Raw genomic sequence first — 15,509 nt, 5'->3', positions numbered from 1 at the left:
AAATTAAATTTCAAATTAGGAACGAACCAGTATTCGCCCCTAACAAACTCAAACCCTTAATGCAAGAAGTAACGAACTCCCGTTAAAATCATCACGCTTCCTAACTCATTGGCTGCTTTAATCGAATCTTCGTCGCCACGAGAACCGCCGAATTGAATAATCGTCGTAATTCCCACTTTGGTAGCAGTCTGAGCGGACTCATCAAAGGGGAAGAAACTATCACTTGCTAGTGTTGCGCCTTAGAGTTTCTCTCCGGCTTGTTTGAGAGCAATTTTTACTGCATCTGCGCCTACGGCAATCGTAGCGCGATCGCGTTTCTCTATGTCAAAAATTAAGTCAATTAGATTAAGAAGAAAAAGAGATTTTCCTTTGAACATGGCAAGTTGAAATTAGTTGCCAATAAAGAAGTAGCAGTCATAAGATCATACATTCAAAAATTTTAAATTAAATAAAAAAATGTATTAAATCACTTAAAACAAGTTATAATTTACCAAAATAGACTTATAATACAGTTAAGCCTAATCAAGCAAATGCACTTGGACAATAGACTTGCAGCGTTAGAAGCTTTATGCTCAAAAGTATTCTGCTTCAATTCAAGGTATTTGTCAGTGTTTGTTTTGGTTAAACATTAGCGTTAGGTAAGGTTTTGTGATGTCTCATCAGAAAAAGATTGCAGACCAAATTAGAACATGTATCAAATCTCATCCAGGTCTCAGAGCTAAAGATATTGGAAGCAAGCTTGGGCTGACTAGATCAACAGTGAATTCTTATCTTTACACTAAGAAGCCTCCTGCACTAGGCAAAGAAGTCCATCAAGATTCCAATTATGGTTGGCATATTTATTTAGAGATCGTAGAGTCACCAACTTTTATCACAGCAAATTGTGAAACTGAGAAATCTTACCCACCTGAGATAGTAGAAGAAGTTTTTCGCGACCCTAAATATTCAGAAATAAGTGATAATGATCAAGCAAAACTAGCTGACTTGCTGGAAAAGGCACGCAAACGCCAGGAAAGAGAAAAAAACTTAGCCAAAGTTCAGAAAGGACAGTTGTTAATAGTTCTGAGTTCTACTTCGTTTTGGGTTGCAGTAGCAATAGGAGGAATAGCAACGTATGCTGGATTAAAGTTGATTCCCAATTTGCTGCAACCAGCACCTATTGAACAGCCAACAAGTACGAATCAAACATCTTGAAAAGAATCCAATTTGCTTCTACAAATCAATTCAAAGTGGGATCAAATAGCGCTTTGCCCCTACTCCAGTTTGGAACTTATGCAAGAAGTGACGAATTCCCGTTAAACTCATCACGACTCCTAACTCACTGGCTGCATTAATCGAATCTTCGTCATCACGAAAACCGTCGAATTAAAGAGTTGTCGTAATTCCCACTTTCGCAACAGTCCGAACGGAGTCATCAAAGGGGAAGAAATCATCACTTGCTAGTGTTGCGCCTTTGGTTTTATTTCCTCTTGTTTGAGAGCAATTTTCACTGAACCTGCGCTTACGCCAATGGGAGGGCGATCAGTGGATAAATGTTGGCTGGCAACAGTTTCATCAAATTTATCGTTGTAAGCACCCATGCAAAATTAATTATACATCCGCTAGCTGGAAAGCTCAAGCATTGTGGTAGTTTTGAGATTGGAAAATAGGCAATTAATTCTGCGTACCTGCTTATGGTTTATTTTGATATTAAAGATGAAAAAATTGGCTCTTCTAGACTAGATATACTAATTTATACATTGATAACGGCTGAATGCCCAGTCAATTCAGGGGGTGCAACGAAACAAAAATCAAATTTTTCTAAAATTTGATTTTTACAATTCTGTAAAGCAAGCATAGCAAGCTTTTTAGGCATTATTTGCTATTATTTTGTCATAACCACCCTAGAAGAGCCAAAAAATTTAGCTTCAACAAGATCTAACTAACCAAAATCCTGCGGATGATTTAGTTGTAATGGGAGTTCCAAAAGAAGATATTGTGTTAGGGTTAGGTTACAACCTCCTCTTAAACGCAAGTACACTGATTATGGTACAGCTTGATGAAGCGTGCGCGATCGCGCTCTTCTTTTAGATTTTCTTGAGGAACAGTCTTTGAGTAAACATTTTTCGGGTGGCATTGCTCAACTGAAATGAATAGTTCGGGAAAACTATTCTTCAATTGAGGTAAGTAACTTTTCTTGAACTGCTTCTGGCAATTCCACAAGGATAAATTGACTCTGCGGATAGAGATAATCTTCTCCAGATTCATCAATCACTCGCAAACATCCAACTTCACTAGCCTTTTGATCGGGTAGAATACGATAAAGTTTCCAGACTTCTAAGTCCTCGTCTTTTTCCCTTGTAATGCAGATGGCAAATTGAGAATTTAATCCTATTGTATCCATTGGTCTTATTCCAAAATACGCTTAACTTTCATTTTGCGCCGACCGACTCCGTGCGCCTCATACCAGTGCAACTCTGCTTGACGAACCTCCCCATTGGGAAATCGAACTAGCCCAACTCCTTTCAGTTTTCGCCATCGCCGACCACCAAATTGATCTTTCAGTCTTCGTAGTTCGCGGATTGACAAATTGACGGCAATAACTTCAATCTCTTTTAGGTTGCCAATTAATTAATTCAAATTTACTCCCCATGCCTAAAGAGTAACAAGAAACGCCTAATCAAGCTAGGTTCTATTGATGTTTTTGTTGGAAATTCATGTCATCCTTCCACGTTAACTTTTATCCTTTCAAACACCAGTACACTCAATTATGGTGCAGCCTGATTCAATGTGCGCGATCTAGCTTTCCTTTTCTTAATTGTAAATAATAAAATTTTACCAGAGGAGGTTGTTGTACAAGTAGTTGATTTAACTGCCTACGACTATAGACGCAAATGAGTGAATATCAATCGGCTAAACCTAACATTAAAGTATCGCCTGGGGAATCTGTTCGTATTTTGCGAGAGTTGCAAGAACTAAGCCAAAATGAGCTAGCAGACTTAACAAGAATTCCAGAGTCCACTCTTTCCGCAATCGAGGATGATCAACTTGAGTTAGATGTAGAACGTGCCAAAATCATTGCTCGTGTTTTGAAATGTCATCCAGCAGTGCTAGTTTTTCCAGGATGGGATGTGAATGCGAAATCTGTCGCCTAAGAATTGATCAATCACCGTGCTTTTCGTTCTTTGTTCTATTTTAGAGCGCGATCGCGATGGTAGTTAGTCCGACTGGTAAGTCATAGAAAAGAGTTTGCACTGATGAGTGAGCACACAAGACAAGTTATTTTATACAAAGATGAAGACGATATGCCCATGAAATGCTAATTGGGGATGATTGGCAACGTCCTTACTCTCGGGAAAAAGCAGCGTATCCGACTAACTGGTTACGGGATTATAAATTCTGACCCAGTGTTGGACGGATTGATAATGCCTTCGGTGATCGCAATTTAGTCTGTTCCTGTGTGGGAATGGAAGCGTACACTGAGTAACGCTCAACTGGTAAGCAGTTATCAGCACACGATAAGGTGGGTATTGCCCACCTTTTTTTATCGGTTCAGTTTGAGCACGATGGATGGCTTCGCCGGTTTTTTTTTACTTCTAAAGTCACAGTTTCTCCTAATTCTGTTCAGGGCGCAATGCGTCCCTCACTGGTCATTGATCACTGAAACGACGGTGGCGTTCCGTAAGTTTTAATAGAATCTCTTCATGAAATTCCCGGGTAATGGGATAAATATAGGTAAAAATCAAGCCACCAATTAAAACTAAGCTGGGAATCGGACCAATTAACCAACGAATGGCAAGTAACGCTGAATCCGGTTGGGTTATTGTAGTTGCTTGTTCACTGCTAGAGGAGATAAATCCAGAAAAATCGAGGATTTTTCCTACCATAAACAGCGCGATCGCGATCGCGATTTTCTGCAATTGCACCACAAATCCGTAAAAAATCCCCTCCCGCCGTTGTCCGGTTTGTAACTCATCGAAGTCAATGACATCCGGTAACATCGACCAAGGAATCAGATAAGCAACGGCTAATCCCGCACCCGCTAAAATACCAATGCCATACATCGCGATCACTTGACCCGGTTGTAGTAAAAATAAGCCGGCTTGGGCAATTAATGTTAATGGAATCGCCACACAATAGACTTTTCGCTTGCCCCAACGGTGTCCCCAATAACTCCAAAAGCCTGTCATTAATAATGCCGTGACTTGTACCGCTAATGCCATTTGAGTAAAGTGACGATCCGGGAGTTGCATCCAGTTGACGACAAAGTAAGGTAACATCACTGCTGTTACTTGTACTCCCAACCAAGAACAGAGATAAATACCCACAACCAGTAAAAAGGGGCGGTTACTCAAAGCAATGCGCACTTGTTGGTGAATGGGAAGCATCGCTGGACGAGAAACCTGTTTACGTTTATTTTGTAGGAAGTGAAACCGTTGATAGGTACCCCAAACGCACAAGTAAACGGATAAAACTCCGATCGCGCCACAAATGCACCCTACCACTAAATATTTTTGTTCAGGATGGTTAATTAAGCTAAAAATTCCTTGGGCAATTAATAATCCGAGAATACTCCCGCCAATGCTAAATCCGGCTTTGTAGCTAATCAAGCTGATGCGTTCATCATAATATTCCGTTAGTTCTGCACCCAGGGTCGCATAGGGTAAAACAACGGCAGTAAAAGCAATATGAAACAGCAGCGCGATCGCGCAATAATAAATAAATAATCCGGTTTGGTTTTCAACTCCAGGAATCCACCACAACAAGGCAAAACTGATCCCTAGGGGAATTGCCCCAATCATCATCCAAGGATAACGCCGTCCCCACCGCGACTGAGTGCGGTCACTCAACCAACCAATAATTGGGTCATTAATCGCATCCCAAACTTTTCCCACGAGGATAACAGTTCCCGCTAATCCAGCATTTAAGCCCGCAACGTTAGTGAGAAAAAAGAGAAAGAAAAAGACTAAGACACTACCGGTTATTTCACTGGCAAATTCACCCACACCATAACCGAGTTTTGTGGATAAATTAATCGGAGTGCTTTTCTCGGACGATAATTGAGGATAATCCATATCAGTCAAGGTTGGCTACAGATTGATCAGAATTAATTATCAGGGGGTGACCCATTAACCCCTTGGATTAGAGAGAAAGGGACTTTCTAGTTCCCTTTACCCTTTATCCTTTTCCCTAGTGACTAATGATTAATAAAATAAATGTCAAATCGCAAAACGCTCCCCCTTGCAACAATTAAACTGTCTTATCTGGAATGGGGCAATCCAGAAAAATCCCCTTTGCTGCTCTTACATGGTTTAGCCGATCAAGCCCTGGTCTGGTCCAGTTTGGGCAAAGAATTAGCACCACACTACCATATTGTTGCCCCAGACTTACGCGGTCACGGTGAAAGTAGTAAACCTGATGAAAATCATTACACCTTTCCAGAAGTAATTGGAGATTTAGAAGCCTTATGTGATACTCTCGGTTGGCAATCTGCCGATATTTTAGGGCATTCTTGGGGAGCAAAATTAATCCCATACTGGGCACAAAAAAATCCTCAGCGTTTTCGGCGGATGATTCTGGTTGATCCCTTTTTTATTGGCAAACTTCCCAGTTGGCTGAAGATGACCTTTCCCATTCTCTATCGCACCCTTTCCACACTCAAAGGAATGGGACCTTTTACCAGTTATGAAGAAGCGGAAACCCAAGCGCGTAACTTGGGCAAATATCAGCCGTGGAATGATCTGCAACAAGCGGTTTTTGCAGCAAATCTAGAACAAAAATCAGAGGGTTGTTGGGGCAGTAAGTTTACAATTCCTGCCCGTAATGGCATTTTTAAGGAAGTGATGCGCGTCGATAGCTTAACCCATCCTTTAAATATTCCCACACTCCTCATTCTTCCAGAAAAGGGACTCAATCGTATGGAATGGCAACTGAAGCCTTATCATAAGTATTTAAAGCAGTTAGAAATTGCGTCTATTCCAGGCAATCATTGGGCGTTTTTAGGAGAACCCGAAACCTTTAATCACACCGTTGCGGAATTTTTAGGAAATAGTAATAATTAGATATTTTTGGGCAGCGATCGCGCTATTGATCAATTAAAATCAAAAAAGACAAGAGGATTTAATCCCCTTGTCTCTTGACTTAACTAAAGAAGGTAATGGTTAGGCAGTAGCTTTTGTGCCTGCCACGGGTTTTTGGGTTGGGCTATCATATCCTGACCCATTCCCATCTTCTGCTGCAGCATCAGCTTGTGACTTAATACGAGCAATGGAGAACGCGAGTAAGCCGAATACGGGTTTAGCGAGTAAGTCGGCAACGGTATAACCCATTTGGACGCTCACTGTCGCCACTGGTCCTGTAATCCCGATTTCTGGGAGTAGGTAAGCAATGGGATAAACGCCCCATGAGGCAAGAATTAACCAACGCATTCCTGAAATCAGGGTTTGTACTTGTTCCGGTTGGCGCTGAATTGCATCTTTGAGTTCAAACCACAGGACAAACAGGATGTAAGCAAAAGGAACGGTACTGACTGCTCCCCAAATGGCGCGTCCTTGAATGGTTTCAGCGACTTCACCCGGATAGCCGGTGGCAATCATTAACACAGCCGCCACGGCTAACTTAATAAACAGAGGGCGTGAGGTTTGCTTAGGTAAACCGAGAACCGCTACTGCTTCAATCAACAGTAAAGGAACAGTTAACAGCCAGTCCACATACCGATAGGCATCATTAAACACTTGCCCACTGGCGACATAGTTGCCATCTTCGAGGACATAAGCAGCTTCCCAGCTATTGAAAATACGGAAATAGTGATAAGCTGCAATGCTGACAATGAGACCCGAAATAATGACAGCGACTCGATAGCGAGTGCCAACCAACTGCTTACTATTAAAGAAAAATAGAGCAGCAGCTAGCATCGCTGCGATGGTTAGAGAAAATGCGTTGTAAACTAAGTTAAACTGCTCGACGCTCAGCAATTCTGGCGTTGCTGCCAAAGTGTAACTATTCATAATTGACTCTTAATTTTTCACTGATCTTGCTTCGCGATTAATTCCAATTTAATGAAACTTAATGCCTTTTCCCTCCCTCTTATGAAAGACGTTCTAAGGAGAAAATACATCCCTAAAAAATGATGGTTACTACTGAAAAGAAGTTGTTATAATATATCTCCCAAAGGGTAAAAAAAAGTCATTTAACGCGAGACATTAGTTTTTCAGGGCTTAAACAGAGTGTTTTCATTCAGAAAACTCAGTTAATTGTACTAGCTGAAAACAGGAAAGCACCGCTTTTTAGATAAAGCATCTGGAGTCATCTTTTTTTAAACCTTCTCAAATTCTAAAATTCTGTCCATTTTCGTAATAAATTGGCGCAACTTTTCGCAATTAAATCAAATTCCTTGGTTTTACCATATTTAGAAAAAATGGCTTGACGGGTTGTTTCTAAATCAAACAAAATCTCACGTTCATTTGGGTCACGAATCAAACTTTGCACCCAACTGACCGCCACTAAACGGACTCCCTTCGTTACCGGTTCGACCCGATGTAAGGTTGTAGAAGGATAGGTAATCATTGCGCCTGCATCGAGTTTAAAGGACTGTTCTCCCTGTGTCGTTTCCATGACCAATTCTCCCCCTTCGTATTCTTCTGGAGAATTGAGAAACAGGGTAAAAGACACATCAGACCGCATTAAATCGCTACCCTGACCCATTAAAGCATTATCAACATGAGTACCATAAGACATTCCCGTTTCGTAGCGACTAATTAGGGGCGAACGAATATTTTTGGGCTTGACTGCCATCCGAAATAACTGACTCCGATAAAGCCCTTTGGTCACGGTTTCTTTCACGGATTTGGCAACTTTATCCTTCGTTGATAGTTGCTGGTTTTCTTTGACTTGTTTGGCGTGCCAGCCTGCGGTGAGCTTACCGTCTACAAATTCGGCGTTCTTGAGGGAGGAGTGAATAGCGTGTAACTCTTCTGAGGTTAAAACATGATCTATACAGAGAATCATAACTGAATAAGAAAGATTATCAATTATAAAAATTGCCTTTTAAGTTTAAGGGATCAACTTTGACCCTCGCAACATTGTCCGACACTCATCCTTTTGCGATCAGCCTGATTTTTCCTGCTCAAGTCTGGATATAACAGAAGCTTATAAGGTTCAAGGAAAAAGGATAATTTTTGCCTCTAATTGTTCTGACTCCTTGCTTATTTCCCTCTGGCACCGGTCTACTTGTGGATTCCGTCATTAGATGCAATAATTTTTCAGTTGATGTTTATCAGTAGATACTTAATCGATGAAATTTACGAGACGATTTTTTATTGGTGCGGGAACTGCAACTGCTGCTGCTACAGTCAGCCAGCTGGCTCAAACGAAACCAAGCTATGCTCAAAATGGAGAGATTAATCTTTACTCCTCACGTCACTACGATACGGATGAACTTCTCTATCAAAATTTCACGGATCAAACTGGGATTCGAGTGAATCTATTGGAAGGAAATGCCGATGAACTGATTTCTCGAATTCAAAGTGAAGGACGTAATAGTCCGGCTGATTTGTTAATTACAGTGGATGCTGCTCGTTTGTGGCGCGCAGAAGAAGCGGGTATTTTTGCCCCGGTGTCTTCTCCAGTTTTGGAGGGGAGTATTCCCGAAAATCTCCGTCATCCCGATGGTTTGTGGTTTAGCTTGACGAAACGGGCGCGGGTTATTTTATATAACAACACTCAGGTGGATCCCTCGGAATTATCAACCTATGAAGATTTAGCGTCTTCTAAATGGCGCGATCGCATTGCGATTCGCTCTTCTAACAATGTCTATAATCAGTCTCTAGTCGCTTCTCTCATTGCTAACTTAGGCGAAGAAGCAACAGAAGAATGGTGCAGAGGAATTGTTGAAAATATGGCACGTCCGCCTCGTGGTGGTGATATGGATCAAATTAAAGCGGCTGCTTCTGGGATTGCTGATCTGGCAGTGGCGAATACGTATTACTTTGCTCGCTTTGCACCCGGTCGTTCTGCTGGTAATCCGGAAATTTTTGACAGGATTGGTGTTTTGTTCCCGAACCAAGAAGGACGCGGCACTCATGTTAATGTTAGCGGGGGTGGCGTGATTAATACAGCACCGAATCGTGAGGGAGCAATCCGTTTCTTAGAATATTTAGTTAGCCCGCCGGCGCAAGCTATTTTTGCTCAAAGTAATAGTGAGTATCCTGTAGTGCCCAATGTTCCGCTAGATCCTGTCATTGCTCGCTTTGGCGATTTCAAGGAAGATCAAGTGAATGTCTCTCAACTGGGAAGCAATAATCCTTTAGCGGTTAAAATTATGGATCGCGCTGGCTGGGCATAGTTGCTATCAGCAAGGGTAATCGACTAAAAAGTCGGAAAGAAGACAGTCACATAAGTAGCAATCAGCCTTTCCCCATAAAAAATTGCGATCGCGCCGCCTAACGCTAAAAATGGACCAAATGGCATCGGCTGCCGCCGACTAAGAATCCCAAGCGCGATCGCGCTACCGCCAACCACGGCACCGACAACACAAGCCAGAAAACAGCTCACTAACAACAGTTTCCAACCTAGCCAAGCCCCCATCATTGCCGCGAGTTTCGCATCTCCTCCCCCCATTGCTGTTTCTCCCAGAATGCCGGAAGCAACAAAAGTGATAATATCAAACAGCCAAATTCCTAAGACCGCACCCACAATTCCCAGCATCAACTGTTCCGAAACGGTAGTGTTTAAACTCTCGCCCTTCCAACCGCTTACGGCTTGATAGCCTAAGCCAACCAGGAGTCCCGATTGAGTCAGCGGATTCGGCAAGGTCATTGTATCAAAATCAATCAGGGATAAGGCTAAAAGCCAACTTAAAAGTACCCAGTAGGCCAGCGTAGCAAGGCTAAATCCAAACTGAAGATAAACGATAACAAACAACAGAGCAGTGACCGTTTCAATAATGGGATAACGAGCAGAAATTGACGTTTGACAGTGGCGACATTTGCCACGTAACCAGAGCCAACCCACAATCGGAACATTTTCCGTTTTACCTAATTTATGTTTACAAACCGGACAACGTGATGGCGGATATAGTAATGATAAATGGGCAGGAATGCGATAAATAACGACATTTAAGAAACTACCAATTGCAGCTCCCAATACAAAAACAAAACTACTGACAATAAAATTAGAAACAACGTCCATTGATAATTGGTTCGTTTCTGTCGGACAAACAACAGAAGTAACAATGATTTTATTTGTAACGTCAATTGTATAATGTCACCGTGCTACACTGCTCTCAGTAATAACCACAAAAAAACCCACCTGGTCAGGCGGGAAACAGTGTTATTCTAGTCTAGAGAGAGAGATGAATAGGTGATATCAGAAAACTTAGGCAGCGGTGGAAGTAGCTTCTACAGGATATTCTGCTGCTTTCCACGCGCCCAAACCACCGGTTAATTCAGCAACACGTTCAAAACCGGCTTCTCTGAGCACTGCTGCAGCATCTGCTGTTTCTTCGTCAGTGTCAGAATAGATGTAGATGTCGCGATCGCGCTCTAAACTGGCTTCCGTACGAGCCACTAACTCTTCACTGGGGAAAGAAATTGCACCCATGATATGAGCTTCGTTAAATGAAGCACGGTCACGTACATCAATAATTGTTAAAGCAGGTTCGCCCCAATCGAGACGACTTTTGAGATCATAAACGCGAGATTTCTCTTTAAATGAAGCGGGTTGAGGAAATAATCCAGAAACCATAATTCTAATGCCTCTTAAATAGCTGTTGTTTACAATGTAACAATTTTTTTACATTTTGCAACTTTTCCTTGCGTAACCTTTGACAAAATCTATCCAAAGTAGTAAGGAAGTTATAATAATCTATACGAACGGTTTTTTCTCTTTCTAATCCCGGTTAAAATACGTTTCCAGCACTTGTCGCACCATCGGTGCAGCAACCGAACCACCACCGCCACCGGAATGTTCCGCAAACGCAACGACGACAATTTCAGGATTATCATGAGGGGCAAACGCACCAAACCAAGCATGAGATTTACCGGGAGGAGCTTCTGCTGTGCCACTTTTACCTGCAGCAGGAGGTAAATTAGGAACTCTCAGGGCAGTTCCAGTTCCACTGGCGACCACGGCTCTTAAACCTTGACGTAAGATTTTAACAGTACTAGGTTCGAGATTCATGGAAACTTGCCATTGCTCATTATTTCCTTCTGTTTTCAGGAGGTGAGGCTTGACCTGATAGCCCCCATTCGCAGGAACAGCAAACATTACCGCCACTTGTAGAGGCGTTGCGAGGGTAAAGCCTTGTCCAATGGACATATTCACCGTATCTCCCGCTGACCACCCCCAATCAAATCGTTCTTGTTTCCAGGCGGCATCTGCAATCAAGCCTGAGGTTTCTGCTGGGAGTTCTAGCGTCGTTTCTGTGCCAAACCCATAGCGTCTCGCCCAATCAATTAAAACTTCTCCCCCAACACCGCGACCGATTTGTCCAAAAAAGGTATTACTACTCCAAGCCATGGCTTGCACATAACCCATTGGACCAAAGCCGGCTCGATTCCATTCTCCAAAGCGAACGCCAGCTACGTTTAAGTAGGCATAGGTATTTAAAACGGTGTTCGGTGGATATTTTCCGGATTCCATCCCTGCGGTTGCGGTAACAATTTTGAAAGTAGACGCCGGCGGAAACCCGCGTAACGCGCGATTGACAAAGGGATTATCTTTGGCTTGCAATTTTTGCCAAGTTTCCGGTGTAATGCGACTAGAGAAAATATTGGGGTTAAAGGTAGGACGGCTTGCCATCGCCAAAACACCACCCGTATTGGGATCTAACGCCACGATCGCGCCAATTCTATCCCCAAGCGCTGCTTCTGCTGCTTTTTGTAATTCTAAATCGAGAGTGAGCGTCACATTCCCGCCAGATTTTGCCCTTTTTTCCCCTAAAATGCGAAGGATACGCCCAGCCCCATTAACTTCCACTTGCTGACCCCCCCATTCGCCTCGCAACTGCTTTTCAAAGGCGGCTTCTGCACCCATACGCCCAATAACGTCCCCCAGGCGATATTCCCCCGTTTCATCTTGCGCTAATTCTTCTCCAGTAATCTCGCCGGTATACCCTAAAATATGGGCTGCCACTTCGCCATTGGGGTAGTCACGTACCGGTTCAATATCGAGTTCGACCCCAATTAGCTTGTAGTTATACTCCTCAATTGCCGTTACTTGTTCTGGGGTTAACCCTCTGGCAATGCGAACCAAAGAAGGGGAATTCTCTGGCACTTGTTCCACCCGACGGTTAATTTCTGGGGCTGATAGTTCTAAAATTTCTGCCAACCGCTTGACCGTGTCGTCCCAGTTCGGTTCTGCCTTGGCAAGGGGCCAAATAAAAACTGAGTAGGAGAGACGACTATCCGCCAAAATTTTTCCGTTCCGATCTAAAATATTCCCTCGAACTGGCGGCTTGGGTAAAAGGCGAATCCGGTTATTTTCCGCAAGTTGGCGATTCCGTTCTCCTTGGACCAGTTGTAAATAAGCTAAACGGGAACCAATTCCCCCTAATAATAAGGCAGTGATTGCCAGTAACAAGACCGCAGGACGGAATTGTCGTCCTACGGTACGAGATTGACGCTGACGACTTCTTGCCGATAAGTTGCCCTTACCTTTACCGCGCTTGCGATATTTCCTCGAAGGTGGGGAAGGAAGGGGACTTGCCATGGGAGTTATAGACGTTTTAAGTCCGGATAGGCAGCTAAGAGGTCATCATTGGAGAGGGTATCCTCTTCTGCTTGGGGCGTCCAAATGACTTCGACGGCTAAGAGATTTTCACTGCCGGTGCTCCCTAATTGGCGCAAGGCCTGACGAATATCATCTGCACTGTTGGTGTTAGGCAGATCGAGTTTTCCTTGGACACCAGCAAGGATCGTAACGACCATATATTCTGCTGGGGTTTCACTAGAACTGCCCTCACTTTGCTCTTGTCTCGACATTCCTTCCACATTCGAGAGGGTTTCTTCACTATACTTACTGCGTTCGGAAAGGGCAAAGCGGTTGAACTGCGATTCTGCTGCGTCCATCTGGGACACATTTGCTTCCGTTTTTCCATAGACCCAATATTCGGGATGACGCAATAGAGAAAGGGTGGCTTCTTGTAAAACCATGGCCCGACCGGCAGCAGTACCTGTATCAGCCCGTTGCGCCAGGTCATTTAACTCTTTTTGCAAGTCTTTGGCATCGGATAATAATCCCACTTGTACTTTTGAGACCGTCACTTTCGGATTAGCAGTTGCCGTGCCATCGCCACCGCCAAAACCCGCATTCTGGAAGCTTCTAACTAAGAAGTTGGCAATGGCAAAGAAAATGAGAATGGTGAAAATACTGCCAAAACCGCCGAAGCCAAAGAACGGCAACAGGAACGGAAAGCCAATACCGCCACCAGGACGACTCCCGCCTCTTGGCGCAGGCGCACTGCGACTCGGGGCGCGAAAACCGCCGCCACCAATTCGCCCGCCACTACGAGCCGCTAAAGCACCACTGACATCACTAAAAACAAAGATGAACGCTAGGGCAACAAGAAAAAACGATTTGAGGAAACGTTTCCACGAAATGTTCTGGAACATAATTCTGCTTCGATTCATTGATTATTTATCATCTACTTTCGATCATGCTCAATTTTGGCAAGAACCACCACCGACAATGGTTACAATTTCCAATTTGTCTCCGTCCTCAACGACAGTTTCTGACCAGTGCTGACGGTGCAAAATTTCTCCGTTATATTCCACAGCAACCAGACGAGGATTATAGTTCAATTGGGTAATCACTTCAATCACTGGCATTTGTGAGGCACAAGTAACCGGATCGCCGTTGACGGTGAGGGTAATGGTGTCGTTAGGCATGGTGAGGGGAATCTTTAAACGATAACAAAAGATTTTCTGTGGTTTTTTCGGGATCCGTTGCTGACATCAGGGCACGAACGACAGCAACCCCGTGCGCTTGGGCTTGGATAACGCTTTGAATGTTATCAGTATTGATGCCCCCAATGGCAAACCAAGGGAGAGGACAATGCTTGGCAGCATAGCGCACATAATCCAAGCCAGCAGGGGCTTTACCCGGTTTAGTTGGTGTTTTGTAAACCGGTCCTACCCCCACATAATCGGCTCCTTGCGCGATCGCGCTCGCCATCTCAAGCGGATTCGTTGTGGAACGGCCAATAATTTTATTCGGTCCCATAATTTGACGAGCAACGGCAATGGGGAGATCTTGTTGTCCGAGATGAACGCCATCTGCGCCAACCGCAAGGGCTAAATCAGCGCGATCGTTCATTAAAAAGAGTGCCCCATATTGATGACAAAGCTCGCAGAGTTTTTTCCCTTCATTAATTTGCACACTATCATCAGCCTCTTTATTGCGGTATTGCACCAAAGGCAACCCCCCTTTCAGAGCTGCTTCCACAATCGTCACGAGATTGGGGGTTGGCGAAGTGACGAGGTAGAGTTGGGCTGCTTTAAGTTTCCCGTGGGGAGATTGAGCAAACAGATGACTTTCGAGGGTATAGATTTGGTAACGCAGTTGTTTGCAATGACTGCCCATTTCTAGATGATAGAGTTTGCCGTATTCTTCCAACACGCGCAAGGCTTCTTGGGTTCGTGCAAGGTTAATATGTAGGACTTGTTGCGCGCTGTCTCGCCTTTCTTCTTGGGGATGGGTGAGCGTTGTTCCACAGTCATCCGGCGTATTGCGAGCCGAACGGATTGCTTCGGTATGCCACTTGGCCAAAGTTTGACGCATTGCTTTACAAGTTTGTGCCAAGGTAGGATTGTCTAAAGCAAAACGGCACCATTCTTCAATAATCCGGATGCCTTCGCGAGCGCGATCCAAGTTGGCATCTAAAATGCGGTAAGTTGCTTGCTGATCAGGAGAAAAGGCGGGTTTCGTTTCAGTCATTATTAGAGAATGGAACAATAAGTTTCAATGCTTAATCAAATGCTGCTGAATAAAGTTGGTATAAACATCCCCTTCTAGAAAAGCGGGTGTTTCTAAAATCTTCTGATGAAAACTAATAGTCGTTTTAACACCGGTAATGGCACACTCTCTCAAGGCTCGTTTCATGCGCTTAATCGCTGCTTCCCGCGTCGGTGCCCAAACAATTAATTTCCCAATCAGAGAATCGTAATAAGGGGGAATTTCATAATCTGTATAAACATGGGAGTCCATCCTAACACCCGGTCCGCCAGGAGGGAGATAGCCGCTAATCCGTCCCGGTTGCGGGCGGAAATCATGATCCGGATCTTCGGCGTTAATCCGACATTCAATGGCGTGTCCCCGAATTTCCACATCCTTTTGTCGAAGACTGAGCTTTTCCCCTTGCGCGATGCGAATTTGCTCAGCAATTAAGTCCAAACCAGTTACCATCTCTGTTACCGGATGTTCCACTTGAATGCGGGTATTCATTTCCATGAAGTAGAAGTGACCATGAGCATCCAAGAGAAATTCTACTGTTCCTGCACCGACATAGTTAATGGACTGGGCTGCTTTCACGG

15 protein-coding genes and 3 pseudogenes are annotated in these 15,509 nt (G+C 43.8%); 5 read left to right on the top strand and 13 right to left on the bottom strand.

Features of this window, described 5'->3' with window-relative positions; translation table 11 throughout:
* Nucleotides 1–56: 56 nt before the first annotated feature.
* Nucleotides 57–314: pseudogene (gene purH / locus GVY04_13120) on the bottom strand (bifunctional phosphoribosylaminoimidazolecarboxamide formyltransferase/IMP cyclohydrolase).
* Between the two features lie 337 nt (nt 315–651).
* Here purH and GVY04_13115 point away from each other — a divergent pair.
* Entirely contained in the window at nt 652–1,194 is a 543-nt protein-coding gene (locus tag GVY04_13115; GenBank protein ID NBD17038.1) for a hypothetical protein, read from the top strand.
* 30 nt (nt 1,195–1,224) lie between these two features.
* Here GVY04_13115 and GVY04_13110 read toward each other — a convergent pair.
* A pseudogene (locus GVY04_13110) lies at nt 1,225–1,496 on the bottom strand (hypothetical protein).
* A 400-nt stretch (nt 1,497–1,896) separates the two neighbouring features.
* On the opposite strand from GVY04_13110, the pseudogene GVY04_13105 reads away from it, so the two are divergent.
* Nucleotides 1,897–2,039 (top strand): annotated as a pseudogene (locus GVY04_13105) (XisI protein).
* Nucleotides 2,040–2,146: 107 nt separating this feature from the next.
* Here GVY04_13105 and GVY04_13100 read toward each other — a convergent pair.
* Nucleotides 2,147–2,383, bottom strand: coding sequence for a hypothetical protein (locus tag GVY04_13100; GenBank protein NBD17037.1), 237 nt, complete (start codon nt 2,381–2,383; stop codon nt 2,147–2,149).
* A gap of 490 nt (nt 2,384–2,873) precedes the next feature.
* On the opposite strand from GVY04_13100, the gene GVY04_13095 reads away from it, so the two are divergent.
* Nucleotides 2,874–3,134, top strand: a complete 261-nt coding sequence (locus tag GVY04_13095) for a helix-turn-helix domain-containing protein (protein NBD17036.1) — start codon at nt 2,874–2,876, stop codon at nt 3,132–3,134.
* Between the two features lie 495 nt (nt 3,135–3,629).
* On the opposite strand, the gene GVY04_13090 is transcribed toward GVY04_13095, so the two are convergent.
* Nucleotides 3,630–5,054 carry an MFS transporter gene (locus tag GVY04_13090; protein ID NBD17035.1) on the bottom strand — a complete coding sequence of 475 codons (1,425 nt, stop codon included), beginning with the start codon at nt 5,052–5,054 and terminating at the stop codon, nt 3,630–3,632.
* Nucleotides 5,055–5,195: 141 nt separating this feature from the next.
* Between GVY04_13090 and GVY04_13085 the strand changes: the two genes are divergently transcribed.
* Nucleotides 5,196–6,041 carry an alpha/beta fold hydrolase gene (locus GVY04_13085; protein NBD17034.1) on the top strand — a complete coding sequence of 282 codons (846 nt, stop codon included), beginning with the start codon at nt 5,196–5,198 and terminating at the stop codon, nt 6,039–6,041.
* A gap of 99 nt (nt 6,042–6,140) precedes the next feature.
* Here the strand turns inward: GVY04_13085 and GVY04_13080 are convergent, their stop codons facing one another.
* On the bottom strand, nt 6,141–6,986 hold the full coding sequence (locus GVY04_13080) for a bacteriorhodopsin (protein NBD17033.1): 846 nt from the start codon (nt 6,984–6,986) through the stop codon (nt 6,141–6,143).
* A 325-nt stretch (nt 6,987–7,311) separates the two neighbouring features.
* A complete protein-coding gene (locus GVY04_13075; GenBank protein NBD17032.1) occupies nt 7,312–7,986 on the bottom strand; it encodes a Fe2+-dependent dioxygenase in 675 nt (224 codons plus the stop codon).
* Nucleotides 7,987–8,272: 286 nt separating this feature from the next.
* Here GVY04_13075 and GVY04_13070 point away from each other — a divergent pair, with 286 nt between their 5' ends.
* Nucleotides 8,273–9,322 (top strand): extracellular solute-binding protein, encoded by a 1,050-nt coding sequence (locus tag GVY04_13070; protein NBD17031.1) that lies wholly within the window; start codon nt 8,273–8,275, stop codon nt 9,320–9,322.
* Nucleotides 9,323–9,345: 23 nt separating this feature from the next.
* Here GVY04_13070 and GVY04_13065 read toward each other — a convergent pair whose 3' ends face one another.
* The 7 genes from GVY04_13065 to GVY04_13035 all read right to left on the bottom strand — a co-directional run.
* Complete coding sequence (locus tag GVY04_13065) at nt 9,346–10,167, bottom strand: prepilin peptidase (GenBank protein NBD17030.1); 822 nt, start codon at nt 10,165–10,167, stop codon at nt 9,346–9,348.
* A gap of 186 nt (nt 10,168–10,353) precedes the next feature.
* Entirely contained in the window at nt 10,354–10,722 is a 369-nt protein-coding gene (locus tag GVY04_13060) for a rhodanese-like domain-containing protein (protein NBD17029.1), read from the bottom strand.
* 144 nt (nt 10,723–10,866) lie between these two features.
* The gene (gene mrdA / locus GVY04_13055) at nt 10,867–12,687 is read right to left on the bottom strand and encodes a penicillin-binding protein 2 (GenBank protein ID NBD17028.1); all 1,821 of its coding nucleotides are present in this window, start codon (nt 12,685–12,687) and stop codon (nt 10,867–10,869) included.
* A gap of 5 nt (nt 12,688–12,692) precedes the next feature.
* Nucleotides 12,693–13,589 carry a DUF1517 domain-containing protein gene (locus tag GVY04_13050; GenBank protein ID NBD17027.1) on the bottom strand — a complete coding sequence of 299 codons (897 nt, stop codon included), beginning with the start codon at nt 13,587–13,589 and terminating at the stop codon, nt 12,693–12,695.
* 48 nt (nt 13,590–13,637) lie between these two features.
* The gene (gene thiS, locus GVY04_13045) at nt 13,638–13,865 is read right to left on the bottom strand and encodes a thiamine biosynthesis protein ThiS (protein ID NBD17026.1); all 228 of its coding nucleotides are present in this window, start codon (nt 13,863–13,865) and stop codon (nt 13,638–13,640) included.
* Complete coding sequence (locus GVY04_13040) at nt 13,858–14,913, bottom strand: thiamine phosphate synthase (protein ID NBD17025.1); 1,056 nt, start codon at nt 14,911–14,913, stop codon at nt 13,858–13,860. Before GVY04_13040 ends, thiS begins: the two co-directional genes overlap by 8 nt.
* A gap of 24 nt (nt 14,914–14,937) precedes the next feature.
* Nucleotides 14,938–15,509 (bottom strand): acetyl-CoA carboxylase biotin carboxylase subunit (locus GVY04_13035; protein ID NBD17024.1); only part of this gene is annotated, 572 nt, incomplete at its 5' end.

The organism is Cyanobacteria bacterium GSL.Bin1, assembly GCA_009909085.1.
Lineage (GTDB): Bacteria > Cyanobacteriota > Cyanobacteriia > Cyanobacteriales > Rubidibacteraceae > Halothece.
This window is presented reverse-complemented; position numbering and strand designations above follow the sequence as displayed.

Coding starts and splice junctions, on each gene's coding strand:
- GVY04_13115 (NBD17038.1), top strand. CDS start 652: ATGTCTCATCAGAAAAAGATTGCAGACCAAATTAGAACATGTATCAAA.
- GVY04_13100 (NBD17037.1), bottom strand. CDS start 2,383: ATGGATACAATAGGATTAAATTCTCAATTTGCCATCTGCATTACAAGG.
- GVY04_13095 (NBD17036.1), top strand. CDS start 2,874: ATGAGTGAATATCAATCGGCTAAACCTAACATTAAAGTATCGCCTGGG.
- GVY04_13090 (NBD17035.1), bottom strand. CDS start 5,054: ATGGATTATCCTCAATTATCGTCCGAGAAAAGCACTCCGATTAATTTA.
- GVY04_13085 (NBD17034.1), top strand. CDS start 5,196: ATGTCAAATCGCAAAACGCTCCCCCTTGCAACAATTAAACTGTCTTAT.
- GVY04_13080 (NBD17033.1), bottom strand. CDS start 6,986: ATGAATAGTTACACTTTGGCAGCAACGCCAGAATTGCTGAGCGTCGAG.
- GVY04_13075 (NBD17032.1), bottom strand. CDS start 7,986: ATGATTCTCTGTATAGATCATGTTTTAACCTCAGAAGAGTTACACGCT.
- GVY04_13070 (NBD17031.1), top strand. CDS start 8,273: ATGAAATTTACGAGACGATTTTTTATTGGTGCGGGAACTGCAACTGCT.
- GVY04_13065 (NBD17030.1), bottom strand. CDS start 10,167: ATGGACGTTGTTTCTAATTTTATTGTCAGTAGTTTTGTTTTTGTATTG.
- GVY04_13060 (NBD17029.1), bottom strand. CDS start 10,722: ATGGTTTCTGGATTATTTCCTCAACCCGCTTCATTTAAAGAGAAATCT.
- mrdA (NBD17028.1), bottom strand. CDS start 12,687: ATGGCAAGTCCCCTTCCTTCCCCACCTTCGAGGAAATATCGCAAGCGC.
- GVY04_13050 (NBD17027.1), bottom strand. CDS start 13,589: ATGTTCCAGAACATTTCGTGGAAACGTTTCCTCAAATCGTTTTTTCTT.
- thiS (NBD17026.1), bottom strand. CDS start 13,865: ATGCCTAACGACACCATTACCCTCACCGTCAACGGCGATCCGGTTACT.
- GVY04_13040 (NBD17025.1), bottom strand. CDS start 14,913: ATGACTGAAACGAAACCCGCCTTTTCTCCTGATCAGCAAGCAACTTAC.